This window comes from Neorhizobium fuzhouense (assembly GCF_042611105.1).
Lineage (GTDB): Bacteria > Pseudomonadota > Alphaproteobacteria > Rhizobiales > Rhizobiaceae > Neorhizobium > Neorhizobium galegae_A.
In genome coordinates this window covers 319,322-337,219 of record NZ_JBHFFP010000004.1, presented here as the reverse complement: position 1 = coordinate 337,219, position 17,898 = coordinate 319,322, and the positions used below count along the sequence as shown (strand labels likewise).

The 17,898-nt window shown below is 61.5% G+C and carries 16 protein-coding genes; 5 read left to right on the top strand and 11 right to left on the bottom strand.

Annotated features, from left to right (window positions below):
* Positions 1-42: 42 nt before the first annotated feature.
* The 6 genes from ACEXP3_RS10240 to ACEXP3_RS10215 form a co-directional block, all read right to left on the bottom strand.
* On the bottom strand, positions 43-1,164 hold the full coding sequence (locus ACEXP3_RS10240; RefSeq protein ID WP_377297169.1) for a glycoside hydrolase family 88/105 protein: 1,122 nt from the start codon (positions 1,162-1,164) through the stop codon (positions 43-45).
* The gene (gene pglA / locus ACEXP3_RS10235) at positions 1,161-2,672 is read right to left on the bottom strand and encodes a polygalacturonase PglA (protein WP_377297168.1); all 1,512 of its coding nucleotides are present in this window, start codon (positions 2,670-2,672) and stop codon (positions 1,161-1,163) included. The genes ACEXP3_RS10240 and pglA overlap by 4 nt, the downstream gene beginning before the upstream one ends.
* Positions 2,673-2,750: 78 nt before the next feature.
* Positions 2,751-4,010, bottom strand: coding sequence for an ABC transporter substrate-binding protein (locus ACEXP3_RS10230; protein ID WP_377297167.1), 1,260 nt, complete (start codon positions 4,008-4,010; stop codon positions 2,751-2,753).
* A gap of 22 nt (positions 4,011-4,032) precedes the next feature.
* Positions 4,033-5,148 carry an ABC transporter ATP-binding protein gene (locus ACEXP3_RS10225; RefSeq protein WP_377297166.1) on the bottom strand — a complete coding sequence of 372 codons (1,116 nt, stop codon included), beginning with the start codon at positions 5,146-5,148 and terminating at the stop codon, positions 4,033-4,035.
* Positions 5,149-5,152: 4 nt separating this feature from the next.
* Positions 5,153-6,061, bottom strand: a complete 909-nt coding sequence (locus ACEXP3_RS10220; protein WP_508436195.1) for a carbohydrate ABC transporter permease — start codon at positions 6,059-6,061, stop codon at positions 5,153-5,155.
* Between the two features lie 4 nt (positions 6,062-6,065).
* Positions 6,066-6,950 carry a carbohydrate ABC transporter permease gene (locus tag ACEXP3_RS10215; protein ID WP_377297165.1) on the bottom strand — a complete coding sequence of 295 codons (885 nt, stop codon included), beginning with the start codon at positions 6,948-6,950 and terminating at the stop codon, positions 6,066-6,068.
* A 332-nt stretch (positions 6,951-7,282) separates the two neighbouring features.
* Between ACEXP3_RS10215 and ACEXP3_RS10210 the strand changes: the two genes are divergently transcribed.
* The 4 genes from ACEXP3_RS10210 (at position 7,283) to ACEXP3_RS10195 (ending at position 11,900) form a co-directional block, all read left to right on the top strand.
* Positions 7,283-8,230, top strand: a complete 948-nt coding sequence (locus tag ACEXP3_RS10210) for a helix-turn-helix domain-containing protein (RefSeq protein ID WP_377297164.1) — start codon at positions 7,283-7,285, stop codon at positions 8,228-8,230.
* Positions 8,231-8,293: 63 nt separating this feature from the next.
* Positions 8,294-9,244 carry a DUF1403 family protein gene (locus ACEXP3_RS10205; protein ID WP_377297163.1) on the top strand — a complete coding sequence of 317 codons (951 nt, stop codon included), beginning with the start codon at positions 8,294-8,296 and terminating at the stop codon, positions 9,242-9,244.
* Between the two features lie 2 nt (positions 9,245-9,246).
* Complete coding sequence (gene scpB / locus ACEXP3_RS10200) at positions 9,247-9,903, top strand: SMC-Scp complex subunit ScpB (RefSeq protein ID WP_377297162.1); 657 nt, start codon at positions 9,247-9,249, stop codon at positions 9,901-9,903.
* Positions 9,904-10,031: 128 nt separating this feature from the next.
* Positions 10,032-11,900, top strand: coding sequence for an adenine deaminase (locus ACEXP3_RS10195; RefSeq protein WP_377297161.1), 1,869 nt, complete (start codon positions 10,032-10,034; stop codon positions 11,898-11,900).
* Between the two features lie 60 nt (positions 11,901-11,960).
* On the opposite strand, the gene ACEXP3_RS10190 is transcribed toward ACEXP3_RS10195, so the two are convergent.
* The 5 genes from ACEXP3_RS10190 to ACEXP3_RS10170 all read right to left on the bottom strand — a co-directional run bounded on the left by ACEXP3_RS10190 (position 11,961) and on the right by ACEXP3_RS10170 (position 17,214).
* Positions 11,961-13,355: a dipeptidase gene (locus tag ACEXP3_RS10190; protein ID WP_377297160.1), complete on the bottom strand. Its 1,395-nt coding sequence runs from the start codon at positions 13,353-13,355 to the stop codon at positions 11,961-11,963.
* Positions 13,356-13,364: 9 nt separating this feature from the next.
* A complete protein-coding gene (locus tag ACEXP3_RS10185; protein WP_377297159.1) occupies positions 13,365-14,423 on the bottom strand; it encodes an ABC transporter ATP-binding protein in 1,059 nt (352 codons plus the stop codon).
* A gap of 7 nt (positions 14,424-14,430) precedes the next feature.
* The gene (locus tag ACEXP3_RS10180) at positions 14,431-15,219 is read right to left on the bottom strand and encodes an ABC transporter permease (protein WP_377297158.1); all 789 of its coding nucleotides are present in this window, start codon (positions 15,217-15,219) and stop codon (positions 14,431-14,433) included.
* A 3-nt stretch (positions 15,220-15,222) separates the two neighbouring features.
* Entirely contained in the window at positions 15,223-16,050 is an 828-nt protein-coding gene (locus tag ACEXP3_RS10175; RefSeq protein ID WP_210106672.1) for an ABC transporter permease, read from the bottom strand.
* A 186-nt stretch (positions 16,051-16,236) separates the two neighbouring features.
* Entirely contained in the window at positions 16,237-17,214 is a 978-nt protein-coding gene (locus ACEXP3_RS10170) for an ABC transporter substrate-binding protein (RefSeq protein WP_377297204.1), read from the bottom strand.
* Between the two features lie 356 nt (positions 17,215-17,570).
* Between ACEXP3_RS10170 and ACEXP3_RS10165 the strand changes: the two genes are divergently transcribed.
* A partial coding sequence (locus ACEXP3_RS10165; RefSeq protein WP_377297157.1) for a MerR family transcriptional regulator occupies positions 17,571-17,898 on the top strand: 328 nt, incomplete at its 3' end.

Sequence of the window (17,898 nt, the reverse complement as noted above, 5' to 3'; positions counted from 1 at the left end):
AGCATCTGCCATCAAGATGGCAGATGCTGGCTTGATGGCGTATCAGGCAACGGCTGTCTCTTTGGTAAGAGCCATTTTTGTGCCGACAACCTGTTCCGCATAGGCCATCATCAATGGCCCGACGCCCTTGATATCGTCATCACGCTGGACTTCCGACACGTAATAGGCAGGCGTGCCATCCCTGTAATGACCGTCGAACCCGCCAAGACCGGCAACGCAACAGATGTCCTGCAGCACGATCCGGCCTTGCTGATTTGGTCGCAGGGACAATTGTTGAAGAGCATCCAGTGCCTGCAGGCCCACGCCTGCGCCAGCCTGCGTGACCTTGAGCCGTGCAGCCTTCAGAAAGACATAAGCGAACATGGCCGTGGCCGAGCTTTCGGCATAATTGCCTGCAAGGTCCGGCTGGTCGATCACCTGCAGCCAGCGGCCATCTTCGGTGCGCAGCGTCTCAAGCCTTGAAAGGAGGGCATAAAGGCGGGCGGCCAAGTCATCTCTTGCTGGTGCAGGTTCAAGCATGTCCAGCATGTCGATCATGGCCATCGCCATCCATCCGATGGAGCGCGCCCAATGGGCCGGGGAAAGGCCGGTTTCCTTGTCGGCCCAGGATTGCAGGCGGCTTTCATCATAGCCGTGCCGGTAAAGCCCGCTTGCCTCATCGAAGGTGAGGTCGAGCGCCGTCAGAAGCTCCTGCACGGCTTCGTCGGCCAATGCCGGCCGTCGGACGAGGGCTGCATAGTCCAGCTTGAACGGCAGCGCCATGTAAAGCCCGTCCAGCCAGACCTGGTGGGGATAGCGCAGCTTGTGCCAATGCGGCCCGGCTGCGATGCGCGGGTGGGTGTCGAACTGGCGCGCCAGGAGATGTGCAGCCTTGCGATACCGTTCGTCGCCTGTCTGGCGTGCCAGAGCGACCAGCGCGCGACCGGGCAGGATGTTGTCGATATTGTATTCTTCGACCGTGTAGCCGGCAAGTTCACCTGAGGCGTTGACCTGCTTGTCGATCAGCCGCTTCAGGTGATCGAACCAGCGCTGTTCGCCGGTCGCCTCGAACAGCGCAATCAGCCCGCGATAGAGGCAGCCATCCTCGTAGCACCAGGCGCCGCCCTTGTAAGGTGCGTAGTCTGCCGCATAGGCGTCGAAATAGTCGGTGAGGCGTGCAGTCATACGGCAATACTCTGATCGGGGGAAGGAAGGCGGATACCGCTGCGGCGGGTAAATTCGGCATGTTCGGCAATGATCGCGCCATGACGCATCGGCTGGAAATTAAGCGCCATGTCCGGCACGTCCGGCTGCGCGTCCGGATCGTAGGTGACCTGGTAATTGTCGATGACGATGCCGGTGATCGGCGCCTCCGGCAGTCCGTAGAAGGCTGCCGCCGCCACGCCGACATTTCGGGCCACGACATTGCGGATGGTGATGCCGGAAATGCGTGGGGTTGCATTGTCGACGGGAATCGGCTGGCGTGACTGGACATAATCCGAACGCCCGTCGGCATCGCAGAAATAGAAGCTGTTGATGACGAGCGGCATCGCAACCCGGTCCATCAGGCAATCTTCAAGCGTGATGTTGGCCACCTCTCCGCCCCGCCCGCGCCGGGTCTTTACCCGCAATCCCCGGTCGGTCTCGACAAGGATGCAGCGGCGCACGGTGACATCGCGCACGCTGCCGCTCATTTCGCTGCCGATGACGACACCGCCATGGCCGCGCTCCATGCGGCAGTTCTCGATGGTGATGCGCTCGCAACTCCGGTCGAGACCGCCTTTCGGATCGCGCTTGCCGGCCTTGATGGCAATGCAATCGTCACCGACGGAGAAGTGCAGACCCATGAGCGCGACTTCGCGGCAGCATTCCGGGTTGAAGCCGTCGGTATTGGGAGACAGCGGGTCGTTTTCGATGGTGAGATCCGCGGCGAGCAGGTTTTCGCAAAAGACCGGGTGAATGGTCCAGGAAGGCGAATTGCGCACCGTGATGCCGGAAAGGATGAGATCCCGCCCGTTCGATAAAAACAGCGTGCGTGGACGCCGCGCGCCGTCGCGCGTCTCCTTCGGCCAGGTCCACCAGTCGCCGGCGTCGCCGCCGCCATCGATTGTGCCGGCGCCGGTGATCACAAGGTTCTTGCAGTCGATGGCGGTGATGAGGCTGGCAAAACAGGCTTCCGCAACGCCTTCCCAGGTGCCGAGCACGCGCCCGTCGGCGTGTCGTGCCGGCAGCGCCGGGTAGCGGCTGCGGTCGGGATGGCCGAGCAGGCAGGCGCCCTCTTCCAGAAGAAGCGTCATGTCGCTCTTCAGGAACAGCGGACCGGAGCGATATGTGCCGGCCGGAATCTTCAGCGTTCCGCCTTCAGGCAGGCTGTCGATAGCCGCCTGAATGCTCTGCGCATTATCGTCTGCGTCGACGCTTGCACCCATCTGGGTGATGTCGACCAATGCACGTTCCGGCATGGTTTCAAAGGAAAGATCGGTGCCCTCAACCGCCAGCAGATAGCGCGTTTGAGGCTTGAGGTCGTGCAGCGTAAGGACGACCTGTGATGTCATGCCTTCTGCGACCAACAAGCCGCCTTCATCGTGAATCAGCCACTCGCGCGGGCGTTCGAGCGCAAAATGGTGGCTGTCGGCGTCAAGGCTGAAGCTTGCGGTCCGCGTGGTGGCGCAGAGCGGCAAAAGGCTGGGCATGATGGTGTCCTCGTCGGGTCCGGCTGTCTTGCCGGAGGAAGGCACCGGCCGCCCGAGAAAGGGCGGCCGGCAGTCTCGTCAGAACTTCTTCAGGACGTCGTTGACGCCGTCGATGATTTCTTCGGCCGCTTCCGCAGAGGTCATCTGTCCGTAGGCATATTGCTCCAGCGTATCGATGAAGACCGCGCGCACCTCCGGATGCTCATTGAGCGGCGACACGGTCGGGCCGGTGCTGGCGATGATGATGGCATTGGCTGCGGCCAGTTCCGGTTCGATGACGCCCGCATCCAGCAGCGTCTTTGCCGCCACCTTGCTCGCCGGCAGGCCGCGCGAGGTGCCGAGCGCCTTGATGCCTTCCGGCTCGTTCAGCAGGCAGTTGACGATTTCCGCGGCCGCCTTCGGGTTCTTCGACCGCTTGGAGATCGAAAACACCATGGAGGGCTTGCGATAGACGCCTTCGGTCTTGGCATCGGCATTCTTCAGAAGCGCCACCGGTTCCAGCACCTGGCCCTTCAGCGGGTCGGCATATTTGGAATAGGTCGAATCCCACTCATAGGAGCCGGAGATGCGGCCATCGGCCCATTTGGGGCTTTCAAACAGGTTGAGATTGCCCTCGGCGGCATTGTCCTTCTGCGAGATCACGACGCCTTCGCTCACCATCTTGCCGTAGAAGTCGATGGCCGATGTCAGTTCTTCTTCCGTCCAGGCCACCTTGCCGGTCTTTTGATCGACAAGATCCTTGCCCGTCGCCTGCGTGGCGTTGAGCGAGATCAAGAGCACGGCGGTTTCCTTTACCGCATTCATCGGATAGGCGCCCGGCCCGACCTTTTCCTTCAGCGTCTTTGCCGCCGCAAACAGCTCGTCCCAGGTTTTGGGAATGGCAACGCCTGCCTTGTCGAGGGCTGTCTTGTTGAACATGAAGACGCGGCCGGTGGTGGAAACGGGAAGACCGTTCAGCTTGCCGTTCATCGAGCCGGCGGCCAGTTCTTCCTTCGTCCACTGGCTAAGGTCGAGCACGTCCTTGAACTGGGACAGATCGGCAAAACCGTCGCCCTTGATGGAAAACAGCGGCAGCCAGGGCCAGTTGATCTGCATGATGTCGGCTTCGGTGCCACCGGCAATCTGGGTGGTGACCTTTTCCAGATGCCCGTCCCAGCCGGTATATTCCGGCGCAATGGTGTGGCCGTGTTTTTCGCCGCAGGCTTTCAGCGCTGCCTGCGTTGCCTTGTGGCGGCTGTCGCCACCCCACCAGGACATGCGCAGATCGGCAGAATGGGCAAGTGGCGCGAGACTGGTTGCGGCACATGCCGTGGCCAGAAGAAGTTTGGTCAGTTTCATGTCGTTCCTCCCCGAACGGTGGTTACTGGATGGCGGCCAGGGAAATGTTTTCCCCGGACTGGCGATCGAACAGATGGGCGGCCTCGGGCTGCGGCGAAAGGCGCACGAGATCGCCGTTGATCTTGCTGCGGTCGTAATTGCTGGCGGAGACGACCGCGATGATCTGCTGGCCCTCGACATGGATGTAGAGGTAGACCTCGTGGCCCATGAACTCGACATGCGAGACGCGGCCCGTGAGCGCGTTCCCTGCCTCTGGCCCCACCACGGCAAAATGCTGCGGGCGCACGCCAAGCGTGACACCCTTCGGCGTCTTCGGGCTGAGACGCGCCATGATCTCAGGCGACAGGTCATAGGTCTGGGTGCCGATCGCCAGACGGCTGCCGGACAATTCCGCATCGATGAGGTTCATTTCCGGGCTGCCGATGAAGCCGGCCACGAAGGCATTGGCCGGGCGGTTATAAAGCGTCACCGGATCGGCCACCTGCATGATGCGGCCTTCCTTCATCACGCAGATGCGGTCGCCCATGGTCATGGCTTCCGTCTGGTCATGCGTGACGTAGACGACGGTGGATTGCAGGCCGTCGGCCTTCAGCTGCTTGTGCAGATCGGTGATGCGCACCCGCATCGAGGCACGCAGCTTGGCATCAAGGTTCGACAGCGGCTCATCGAACAGAAAAACCTGCGGTTTCTTGATGAGGGCGCGCCCGACGGCGACACGCTGCGCCTGGCCACCGGAAAGCTGTTTTGGCAGACGCTCCAGATAATCGCCAATCTCCAGGATATTGGAGACGTCCTGCGTTGCCTGCTCGATTTCTTCCGCCGGCCGGCGCTTCAGGCGAAGCCCGAAGGAAAGGTTCTTGCGCACCTTCATATGCGGATAAAGCGCATAGTTCTGGAACACCATGGCGATGCCGCGCTCGCCGGGCGCCTTGTCGTTGACGAGGTTATCGCCGATGCGGATTTCACCGCCGGTAATGCGCTCCAGGCCGGCAATCATGCGCAGCGTCGTGGATTTGGCGCAGCCGGAGGGGCCGACCAGAACCATGAACTCGCCATCTGCGACGTCCAGGTTGATCCCGTGGACGGCTTTGAAGCCGCCATAGTCTTTTTCGAGGTTTCTAAGCTGCAGGCGAGCCATTGTCTTATCCTTTCACGCCACCGGCGGAGATGCCTTCGATGAAATATTTCTGCGCCACGAAGAACACGATGAGCGCCGGCATGATGGTCAGCACCGACATGGCGAGGATGCGGTTCCACTCGAAGGCTTCGGTGGTATCGATGGAGAGCTTGAGGGCGAGCGACACCGGAAACTTGTCGACCGAGGAGAGGTAGATCAGGGGCCCCAGAAAATCGTTCATCGTCCACATGAACTGGAACAGGCAGACCGAAATCAGCGCCGGCGTCAGAAGCGGCACGACGATGAACAGCAGCACCTGCCAGGTATTGGCGCCATCGACGCGGGCGGCCTCTTCCATGTCGCGCGGAATGGCGCGCAGGAACTGCACCAGCATGAAGACGAAGAAGGCATCACCGGCAAAAGCCGAGGGTACCCAGAGCGGCAGGAAACTGTCGAGCCAGCCGAGATCGCGAAACAGCAGATATTGCGGAATGCGGGTGACGACGTTCGGCAGCAAAAGCGTGGCGATCAGCGAGGCAAACAGGACCTTCTTGCCCGGGAAATCAAAGCGGGCAAACCCGTAGGCGACAGCCGTGCAGGACACCACCGTGCCGATCATCTTTGGCACGACGATCAGGAACGTGTTCCAGAAGAAGCGCCCGAATGTATAGGGCGTCGAGGTTTGCCAGCCCTGCACATAGCCGGAAATGGTGGCTTCGTTCGGGATGAAGCCGGCGCCGGCAAAGATTTCCGAATTGGTCTTGAACGAGGCGCCGATCAGCCAGATCAGCGGATAGAGCATGATGAGGCCGACGAGTGTCAGCACACCGTAACGCAGGGTGGCACTGATGAACTGGCGGCGGCGCTGTGCCTTCAGGATGCGGTCTGCTTCCTGATCGAGCGCAAGGTTTTCTGAAAGGATATGGTTTGCCATCGGATCAGCTCCTCTTGTCGCCGGCGTAATAGACCCAATGGCGCGAGGACCAGAAGGCGATGAGGGTAAGCACCATGATGATGACGAAGAGCACCCAGGCAATGGCCGAGGCATAACCCATGTCGAACCGCCGGAAGGCTTCCTCATAGATGTAGAGCGGCAGGAGATAGGTGGACTTCAGCGGGCCGCCCTGCGTGATGATGTAGGGCCCGTTGAACTCCTGGAAGGCCTGGACCATCTGCATGATCAGGTTGAAGAAGATGACCGGTGTGATGAGCGGCATGGTGATGTGCCAGAAGGTGGCAAACTTGCCCGCGCCATCGATCGAGGCTGCCTCGTAGAGCGACTTGTCGATGCTCTGAAGCGCCGCGAGGAAAATCACCATGGCCGAGCCGAACTGCCAGAGGCGCAAAAGCGTGATGGTGAAAAGCGCGTTTGTGGGATCGCCAAACCAGTTGACCGGCTCGAAGCCGAGCGTTGCCAGCCCCATGTTGACGATGCCGACATCGGCAAACAGGTAACGCCACATCACGGCAATCGCGATGGAGCCGCCGAGGATCGAGGGCACGTAGAAGGCGGTACGGAAGAAATTGATGAATTTCAGCTTGTAGTTCAGGATGACCGCGATGAAGAGCGCAAAGGCGAGCTTCAGCGGTACGGTGGTGAACACGTAGACCAGCGTCACCCACAGCGACTTGCGGAACGTGCGGTCGCCGGTAAACAGCTTCCAGTAGTTGTCGAGCCCGGTAAACACCGGCGACGACATCAGATTGTAATCGGTAAAGCTCAGATAGAACGAGGCGGCAAAAGGCAGCGCCGTGAACACCAGGAGCCCAATGATATAGGGCGACAGGTAGAAGAGCCCGAGAAAGCGGTTGTCGCCACTCATGCGCGACCTCCAACGGGCCATGTGTTTGTGGCACCCGCCATCATGTCATACATGTTGAGGCGGCCGTCGCGCTGGCGGGCAGGGCGTCCCTGCAGCGGCTTAAATGCGGCGGCGCTCGGGGTCCCGGCGACAGGTCGAGGGAATTCCGGGTAGTCCGAATTCTGCATCTTGATCTCGAGGCAAAGGGATACTCGGCGCCATCACGCGTCCTCTCCTCCCCGCTTGCCCCGCTCCTCCCATTGAACAGGCGATGAAAACTGGCGTTTTCCATCGATGGGCGCTACTATCTTCCGCATGGACACCGAAGAGAATAGAGGCTTCCGGACAAAAAGATGGAGAAAAACGAACAGGGTCCGCTTGCTGCCATTCCCGTGCAGGCGCTGACGCTCAACCTCACGCGCTCGACTATCAAGATGCAGCATTCGCCGAGCTGGCGGATCGACAAGACGAATTCCGTTCACGATCTTGTCATATGTCTTGCGGGATGCGGAGAGTATGAGATCGCTGGTGAACGGGTGGTGATGGAGCCTGGCTGCGCCATGCTGATCGAGGCCAACCGTCAGTTTGTCGGGCGCGCGGTGTCGAGCGATCTCTACACGGGTGTTGCCCAGCATTTTACGCTTGATGTGTTCGGGCGCATGGATCTGATCTCGCAGATGGAGCTCAAGCGGTCGGTTGCGCTGCCGCGGTGGTCGATGCTGCAGCCGCTGGTGCGGCATTACCGCGAGAGCGTTCCGCTGTCTTCAACGACGCTTGCCCAGCATCACATGTTCATGGTGTTTCTCACCGAATATATCGAGGCAGCCTTTATCGGCTGGCGCCAGCAGCAGGAGGCGTCGGTGGACAATCCCGACGCCCTATCGCTCGCCGTCATGGTGGCGGCAAGCCGCATTGCGGCAGACCCGCTGGACGACGGGATCGTAGGCACGGTGCTCGCCTCCATTCCCTATAACCAGGATTACTTTCGCCGCATCTTTCGCCGGCAGGTGGGGCTGACGCCGACCAAATATCAGGAGTTCAAGCGCATGGAGCGTGCCATGGGATTGCTGGCCGGCGGGCGCTCGGTCAAGCAGACGGCAGAACAGGTGGGGTATGGCGACAGCTATTATTTCTCGCGCATGTTCAAGCATTACATTGGTGTCAGTCCCGCCGGCTACAAGGCGGCCGAGCGGCGACACCGTGACGGGCAGTTTCCGCGCGGCGAGGAGGACGGACTGGTGGTCTATCCCCTGCTTTCGCGCCGACTTCGGGATGACAGCGGCGAGGGCGATGCCAGCTAGAAGAACTGTGCGGTTCGCTGGCCCTGCTCTTTCCTAAGCGCGCAAAGCCACTATGATCCTCCCATGATTCCTGCGCGACCATCCCGTCAGCCTGATCAACCTGTTTTCCAGGTCCCTGCCTGGGCAACCCGGCGTGCCGCTGTCGAAAGCGATGCGGAGGCAGCCTTTCTGGCCGGTGGCGCCCTTCTGGCGCTCGACCGCGTGATGCGTGCCGATTACCCCTGGGCCGGTGCATGGCGTCAGCGTCAGGCCTTGAAATGTGGGGTCGCTGCCGTTCGCCTGTCGGGGCGGCGCGAAGAGGAGGCGCAACTGCGCGATGCCTGGGTGCTGCGCCGTCCGGGCGACGATGCCGGCCCCTCCGGCAACATGTACGGCGCCTGGAAGCGGCTTGCCGCCCGGCCGCTGTTTCTGGAGGCCGAGACGCTGAAAGGCCTGGTGGGACTGCTCGATCTGCGCTGGCTCGATGAGCTTGAGGCGGTGCCGCACTGGTGCGAGGCCGCAGCGCGCGAAACAGCCTCGCCGCCCCATGCGATGGCGCAGATCGTTTCGCGCATCATGGCGCTCGGTGCCGCTTATGAGCTTCTGGCCTGGTGGGTGGCCGATCAGCTGTTGAAGGAAATGATGGGCTGGCCGGTGGCACTGCCGCTGATGATGGCGCAGCGCCAGTCCGCCTATTTTCGCGCCGAGCGCAGCCAGAAGCGCCTGTCTCCGGACGCGGACGGTTTTACCCGCGCCCTCACCCTGTCGCTTGCTGACGCTGCCATCGACGCGGTGCGCTTTGCCGGCGACATCGACCGGCGGGCGCAACGCCTCATGGACGTCGTGCCGAAACTTCGTGCCAAGGGCGCCGGCGATGCGATCGATCTCCTGTTGAGCGAGGATGCCGTCTCCGGCTCGCTGGCGACCGCAAAACTGTCGCGCTTTGCTTCGCGCCGGTTGTTCGAGCGGCTTTTGGAATTCGGCGCTATCCGGGAGCTGTCCGGTCGGCCCAATTCGCGCGTCTTCGGGCTCTGATCATGGCGCGCACCCCGAAACCGCCGGCACCTCTCGATACCGAACTTTTGGCGCTTGCACCGCCGGCGCGCTGGCGCGAGTGGATGAACCGGGTCGAGGCCGTCGTGTTTGCCTCCTCCGAGCCGGTTGGACGTGACGTGCTGATGCGGGTGGTGGGGCGCAACTGTGATCTCGATCTCATCATCGATGATATCCGCGCCGAGCTTGCCACTCGCCCCTTCGATCTGGTCTCGGTTTCGGGAGGTTTTCAGTATCGCACGCGCCCGGCCTATGCCCAGGTGGTTCGAAGCTCCGGCGCACCCGTCAAGCTCCCGGCCGAGCTTTCGCAACAGGAGGCCATGGTTCTGATGGTGATCGGTTACTTCCAGCCGGTCACGCGCAGCGAGTTGTCGCGCATTTTCGGCCGCGAGGTAAACCGGGACACGATTGCCAATATCAAGCGCCTTGGTTTCATCACGTCCGGGCCGCGCAGCACCGGCCCCGGCTCTCCTTATACCTATGTGACGACGCCGGCTTTTCTTGCCGCTTTCGGCTTTGCGACGCTGCGAGAATTGCCCGATCTCGACATGCTGGAAGATGCGGGCCTCCTCAGCCGCCACCAGATGCAGAAGGACGAGTTGAGCCCGCTTCTTGAAGGCGCTGGAGAAGACGAGGACTGAGGAAAACGCCGGTTGCGATCAGGCGGGAGCGGGTTTAAGCCCAGTGGCACCATCGCGGCACCATCGCCGTATGGCCGACCGGCCGGCCCGGTCAAAGACCGATCATTCGCAGTTCCAAGGAGTGGCCCGTGACGCGCCCCGCCCTCATCGATATCAATCCCGATTCCGCCACCGAAGTTGCGATCCGCCAGCAGTTGACGCTGGTGGCGCTGGGCAAGGAGCCCGCGGATGTAGCGCTGCGCGTCGGGCGCCTGCTCGATGTCGCGACCCGCACCTGGGCCGAAGATCAGGAAATCATCATCAAGGGCCGGCGCATCGCCTATGTCGGGCCGGCCGGCAGTTATCCGGGCACGGTGACGACAAGGGTTCATGAGCCGGATCTCTCCGCCGTCCCCGGACTGGGCGAAGTGCACAAGCATATCGAAAGCTCGCATCTGACGCCGGAATGGGAGGCAGCGCTCGTTCTGCCGCGCGGCAATACCTGGACCTGCGAGGCAAGCCACGAGTTCTCCAACGTCAATGGGGCAAAGACGCTGGAGTTCTGGCTGAAGGCGCGCGAGGCGGGATCGCCCTTGAAAATCTTCCCCCTCCCCGGCTCGGCCGTGCCGCCGACGGGTTATGAACATGGCGGCGGTTATCTGGGCTATGATGAACAGAAGGCTTTCCTGAAGGAGAGCCTGATGGTGGCGGGCCTCGATGAGGTCATGGACTGGCCGGCTGTCTGGAACGCCGAAAATCCGTCGCACGCCCGCCTCTGGGGCATGATCCGAGCCACCTTCGAGCAGCGCGGCGTGGTCGAGGGCCATGCCGCCGGCATCCGGGATCTTCCGACCATCAACGCCTTTGCCGCTGCCGGCCTTGCCTCCGATCACGAGGCTTGGACCTTCGAGGAGTTCTGGGACAAGCTGACCCATGGTCTGTTCATGGAACTTCGCCCGCACAGCCTGCCGGACGTGGTCAAGGGGCTTCTGGAAAGAGGCCTTGGTGATTGGTCGCAGATTGCCTTTACCACCGACGACCGCAGCGCTTCCGATACGCTGAAGATGGGGGCGACGGATTACAATGTGCGCCTTGCGATCCAGTCGGGCCTTGCGCCGGAAATCGCCATCCAGTGTGTCACCATCAATCCAGCGCGCCACATGCGGCTCACCCCCTGGGTAGGATCGATTGCGCCGGGGCGCTATGCCGATATCGTGCTGTTGTCGGATGTTGAGACATTTAAGATCGCAAAGGTCTGGGCCGATGGACGGCAGGTTTCAGAGGGCAAGACCTATCTGCCCGACGTGCCGAAGATCGACTGGCCGCAGTGGGCGACGAAGACGGTGAACATCGGCCGGCCATTGACCGAAGCGGATTTTGCCATTTTTGCCGAGCCGGGCCGCCAGACGATGCAGGCGGCTGTGCTTCGCCCCTTCCACTGGGCCGACGAGTTTTTGACCTATGAACTGCCGGTCGAGGGCGGGCTGGTGCAGCGCGACGAAAGCCGCAATATCACGAAATTCTCGGTGATTGACCGGTTCTCCGGCAAGGCGGCCGTGTCAAAGATGTTCTGGATCGGTTGCGGGCCGAAGACGCCCGATACCGCGCTTGCCTGCTCCATGGCGCATGACAAGCATAATATCTGGTGCGTCGGCTCCTCCGATGCGGCCATGGCGATGGCCGTCAACGCCATTGCCGACAATGACGGCGGATGGGCGCTGGTGCGCGAAGGACAAGTGGTCGCAACGGTGCGCTACGAGGTGGCCGGCCTAATGACGTGCCGCGCACCGGAGTTACTGCACGAGGAGATGCAGGCGCTGTACGCCGAGGGTGAAAAGATCGACTGGATGTATGAGCCGACTTTCAGCCCGCGCTGGTTCCCGGGCTTTCCCGAGCGTCTGGCCTTTGCGACCCTCACCTGCGCGCCGTGGCGCTGGGTGCTGGTGGCGCCTTCCGATTATGCGCCGCAGGGGCTTGTCAATGTCCAGACGGGCGCGGTGCAGAAGGTCGTGTTTTAAAACCGGGCGCTCTGAAAAATGTCCGGCAGGTCATCGCCTGCCGGATTGTCCTTTTTTCGCTCAGGCCGAAAGGGCCGCCAGAATGCGGATCCAGGACCGGATGCCGTGGCGGAAGCTCGACAGGTCGTATTTCTCGTTCGGGCTGTGCACTCGATTGTCGAAGCGGGCAAAGCCGACCAGCAGCGTATCGGCGCCGAGCTTTTCCTTGAAGGCACCAACGATCGGGATGGAACCGCCTGTTCCGGCGAGTGCGGTTTCGCGGCCCCATTCTGCAGAAAGCGCACTGCTTGTCGCGCGTAAAAACGTACTATCCAGCGGCATGGTGATGGCTGGTGCCAGTCCATAGGTCTTGAAGGTGACCTGGCAGTCGGCCGGCACCCTTGCCCGCACATGCGCCTGAAACGCGTCGCGGATCTTTTCCGGGTCCTGGCCGGCAACGAGGCGGAAGGAAATCTTCGCCGTGGCCTTGGCGGGGATAACGGTCTTGAACCCCTCGCCGGTATAACCGCCCGTCATGCCGTTGATCTCGCAGCTGGGTCGTGCCCAGACCTGTTCGAGGATCGAGCGCCCTTCCTCCCCTGCCGGGATTTTCAGGCCGACATCGCCGAGGAACGCTTGCTCGTCAAACGGCAGCCGCTGCCAGAGCGCCCTCACCTCATCGGAAAGCTCGCTCACGCCGTCATAGAAACCCTCGACCGCCACACTGCCATCCGGCCGGCGCAGGCTTGCCACCACATCACCGAGCACCTGCAGCGCATTGCGCGCGGCGTTGCCGAACATGCCGGAATGCAGGTCGCGGTCGGCGCAGGTGATCTCGATTTCCTGGCTGACGAGGCCGCGCAGCATGGTGGTGATCGCCGGTGTCTCGCGGTCCCACATATCGGTATCGCAGACGTAGACGACGTCGCTCTTGAGCTCTGCTGCGGCCTCTTCCATGAAGGGCGCAAGGCTCGGGCTGCCCGCCTCCTCTTCGCCCTCGAAGAGAATGCTGATGCCGACCGGAAGCCCGCCGGTCACCACCTTGAAGGCGCGGCAAGCCTCGACAAAGGTCATCATCTGCCCCTTGTCGTCGGAGGCGCCGCGCGCGACGATCGCCGTATCGCCATTGGCGAGCGGCTTCATCACGGGCTCGAACGGATCGGTTTCCCAGAGCGCCACCGGATCGACTGGCTGCACATCGTAATGGCCGTAAAAGAGGATATTCGCCCCCTCCTCCTTGCGCGCATGGCCAACCACCATCGGATGGCCGATCGTGTCGCGGACGGACGCGTCAAAGCCGATATTGGCAAGATCCTGCGCCAGCCATTCCGCGGCGCGCCGGCAATCTTGCGCATAAGCCGGATCAGTCGAGACACTCGGGATGCGGATGAGCACAAACAGGCGGTCAAGCGCCTGGGGCAGCGTGGCATCGGCCTGCGCCAGGACGGCGTCGAGTTCAGCGGGAGAGAGCGACATGGGATTTCCTCAGGCGTCGGAGGGCAGGATGCAGCACTGTTCAGGAACGGGAATGAGGACCGCGGCAGCGCCCGGCTCCATCAGGTCCGTCAGCGGACCATTGCCCAGATAGTTCCCTTCAGTCGTTGCGCATTGATATTGGTAGGCGCGCCCGAGATAGGTGCGGATGCCGAGGGTGACGGGAATCCCCTCCCCTTCCCGGGCGGCGGCAAGCCCTTCCGGCCGGGCTGCCAGAACGAAGCGATCGGGGATGGCGCCGAACACGGCCTGCGACAGCTGAAGGGTGGCGCCCGACCGGGTCACAGCTGTTACCATTTCGCCTTCGCGGGCGGTGACGCTCATCGCGATTAGGTTTTCGAAGCCGACGAAGCGGGCGACAAAGGCGTTGGCCGGGCGTTGGTAGAGCACTTCCGGCCGGTCAAGCTGCATGATCTTGCCGGCATTCATGATCGCGACGCGATCGGAAATCGAAAACGCCTCTTCCTGGTCGTGCGTCACATAAAGCGAGGTCGTGCCATTGGCGCGTTGTAGGCGCCGGATTTCGACGCGCATGTCGACGCGCAGCTTGGCATCGAGGTTGGACAGCGGCTCGTCGAACATCAGGAGCGGCGGTTCGATGACAAGCGCGCGAGCAAGCGCCACACGCTGCTTCTGCCCGCCCGACAATGCTGCCGGCATGCGATCGGCAAAGGACGACAGGCCGACGCGCTCCAGCATGGCATTGGCCCTCGCCGTGCGCTCGGCGGCCCCCAGTCCGCGTTGCTTCAGGCCGAAGGCGACATTGTCGCGCACGGAGAGGTGTGGAAACAGGGCATAGTTCTGAAACACCAGGCCGATATCGCGTGTGTGGGCGGCAAGGCGGGTAAGATCGCGCTCGCCAAGCCGGATGGTGCCGCTCGTCGGCTCCAGAAAGCCCGCGACAAGCCTCAGCGTCGTCGTCTTGCCGCAGCCGGACGAGCCGAGCAGCGAGACCAGTTCGCCGGCCTTAATGGCAAGCGACAGGTCTTCCAGCACCTGTGTGGACCCGTAATGGGCGGTGATGTGGTCGAGTGTCAGCGAAACGGTCACGGCAAATTCACTTTGTCAGGAAGGTAAGGCCAAGGGTGGCTTCGACGATGGCCATGACGCCAACCGTCAGGAGCATCAGCAGCACGGAAACGGAGGCAATCGTCGGATCGAAAAACTGTTCCATATGCGCCAGGATCTGGATCGGCAGCGTGGAAATGCCGGGGCCGGTCAGAAACAGTGAAATGGACACGTCGTTGATCGAGGTGATGAAGGCCAGAATGAAGGCGGCGATGACGCCGGCACTGATATTGGGAAGCACCACCGTCAGGAAGGTTTTCAGGGGCGGGCAACCGAGGCTGATCGCCGCTTCCTCGATGGAGAAGTCGAAGGATGCAAGACTTGCTCCCACTACCCTCACCGCATAGGGCAAGACGAGCAGCGCATGGCCTAGCATCAGCGTGGCAAAGACCGGAAGCCCGAGATTGATCGTGACCGATTTCATCAGCGAGAAGCCCAGAACGATCTCCGGCACGAGGATGGGCAGTACGAAGACGTTCGACAGCCAGGAAGGCAGCCGGATGCGAAAGCGGTTCAGCGCATAGGCGGCCGGAATGCCGATGAGAAGAGCCAGGAACGTGCCGAAAAAGGCGATCTGCAGGCTGGTGATGGCAGTGGTGCGAAAGGCGCTGATCTCAAAGATGTTGGTGAACCAGCGCATGGTGAAACCCTGCGGCGGAAATGTCAGGTAGTTGGTGTCGCTGACGGCTGCCCCCAGAATGATGAAGAGCGGTGCGATCAGAATGATGAAGATGATCGTGGCAATGACGATCAGGGCGGGATGAAGAGTGGTGCGCATGGTTTAGCCCGCCATCGGGTTCAGGCGGCGTGCAAGCCGCGTCATCAGCATGACGATTGCAATGGTGACAACCACCATGATGGCGGCAACGGTCGAAGCGCCTGTCCAATCGAAGGTGACCATGGCGCGCTGGTAAAGCAGCGTTCCCATCATCATCTGCCGCTCGCCGCCGAGAAGCTGCGGTGTGGCATAGGAGGTGAAGCTGCCGGTAAACACGAGCACCGCGCCAACGATGAGCCCCGGCATGGCAAGCGGCAGGATGACCTGGCGAAACACTGCAAAGGGTGCGGCGCCAAGCGAGGTTGCCGCTTCCACCACGTCTTTCGGGATGCCCTCCAGGACGCCGGCAAGCGTCAGGATCATCAGCGGCACGAAGAGATAGACCATGGCAGCGATCACCGCGCCTTCGGTGTAGAGCATGGAGATCGGCTCGGAAATTATCCCCATCGATAGCAGTGCCGAGTTGAGAATGCCGTTCTTGCCGAGCAGGATCAGCCAGGCGAAGGAGCGCACCACGACGCCCGTCAGCAGCGGAAAGACGGCAGCGATGATCATGATGCTTTTGAGCCGCCCCGGCATCTGCGCCACGACATAGGCGGCGATGAAGCCGAGGATGACGGAGATCACCGTCGTGATCAGCGAAATCTCGATGGTGCGGTAAAGCACGGTGCGCCGAAAGCCGCTGTTGAAGAAGGTCGCATAGGGGGCCGCCCAGCCCTTTGCATCGGTGAAGGTCGCAATCAGCGTCGAGCCGACGGGAAGGATCAGGAAAACCAGCACGAGCAGGCTTGCCGGTCCGGCCAAAATCCAGGGGCTTAAACGTTTTATCATATCTTGCTCAAACGGCTTGTCCGGGGTCTTTGACGGCGGACGGAGCCTTGATTTCACTATCGCTGGGTAATGGTCGCGGGCATTGAACGCCCATCTGGCGGCAGCATGGCGCAACCGGCCTTTTCATTCAAGTCTGCCGGCCCGGATTGCTGCCGGGCCGGCCTGTTCATGCACGGATAATCGCGTTTACTTGCTGAAGATTTCGTTCCAGCGATCGATCCAGTCGGTCTTGGCGTCGTTCAGTTTGACGTAGTCGAGGCGGTTGAGCTTTGCGATCATGTCCGGGCCATAGGTCCAGATCTTGGCCTGCTCGGGCGTCAGGGTTACTTTCGTGGACACCGGCGCATCGACGCCCTGTTCCGCGTCAAGCTGCTGCACTTCCTTCGACAGGATGAAGTTGATGAACTGGTGGGCCAGTTCGACATTTTCCGACCCCGCCGGAATGTTCACCGTGTTGAGCGTTGCGATGTCGCCATCGGAGAGGCTGGCCCAGGTCATGGTCGGGACGGCGGCCTTCATCGAGACCAGCGTGAAATCCTGCGCGATGGCAACCTTGGCTTCACCTGTGGAGATGAGGTTTACCAGTTCGGAGCCCGTATTGTAGTTCTTGGCGACATTCGTCTTCAGCGCTTCGATCGAGGCAAACGCCTTGTCAGTATCGGCAAAGGCGTCTGCGCCGGCATGCTTTGCGGCCTGCAGGACGACCATCGGGCCGGCGGTGGTGGTAATGCCGGGAAGGGTGACGGCACTCTTCAGGTCGGCGCGCCACAGATCGTTCCACGAGGAAATGGCCGGATTGACCTTGGCAGCATCATAGACGATGCCGACGCGCCCGATCGTATAGGCCGGGCCATAGCCGCCCTGCGGATCCTTTGCCAGGTCGTAGAGGTCGGCAAGGTTCGAAAGCTTGGTCGCGTCCACCTTCTGGAAAAGGCCCTCGGCGATGCCGATCTGCGAATAGCTGTCGGTCAGATAGATGACGTCGACGCCTTTTCCGCCGCGCAGCTTCAGCTTGTTGAGGCGATCCGCATTGTTGCCGGTTTCAAAAACGATGTCGCAACCGCAGATCTTCTTGAACGGCTCGACGATATTGGCGTTCAGCTTCTCGCCGTTATAGCCCCACCAGGAAATGGTGAGCGTCTTGGCTTCAGCCATTGCAGACATGGAAGCGGCAAGGGCAACGCCGATCGCCAGGGCTGAGGCGCGCAGGCGGATTGCTGTGGTCATGGGTACGGTCCTTCTTCGGGGAAATGTGCCGGGGGTCTCGCGCGGGATCGCTCCCTTCGACGCCGGCGATACTAGCGGGGGTATCGCCAATTTCAAGCACAACAATGATGCATGCACATTATTGATGCAGTCATTCCTCACGCATGTCCGTCGCAGAGCGGCGATTACGCCGGGAACCAGTGTCGCGTTAAGGTCCGGTTAACCAAGTATCATTTGACGAGGTGCGGGATTTAGGCGACTGTCCCGCGACGGAAATATGCCGATGATTGTGAAAAAACCGTCGCGAGGAACACATGAAAACCAGCCTTAACCCTGCCGAACCGCCCGAATCGTCTGCCCTCAAGATCAGCCGCCAGTCGAAACTGTTGTCCGCGCAGCTTCAATCGATCCGGGAGCGGCTTTACGAGCCGGAATCGGCCAAGACGCTGAAGACCTTTACCTCCCGCGAGGTGGCGCAGCTTCTCGGCATTGCAGAATCGACGCTCAGACAGATGTCGCTCGATGGCGAAGGCGTGATTCCCGATCGACAGGATAACGGGCGGCGGATCTACACCCTATCCCAGGTGAACCAGATCCGTGCGCATCTGGCAAACAAGCGGCCGGCGGAGGGGCTGGATTTTC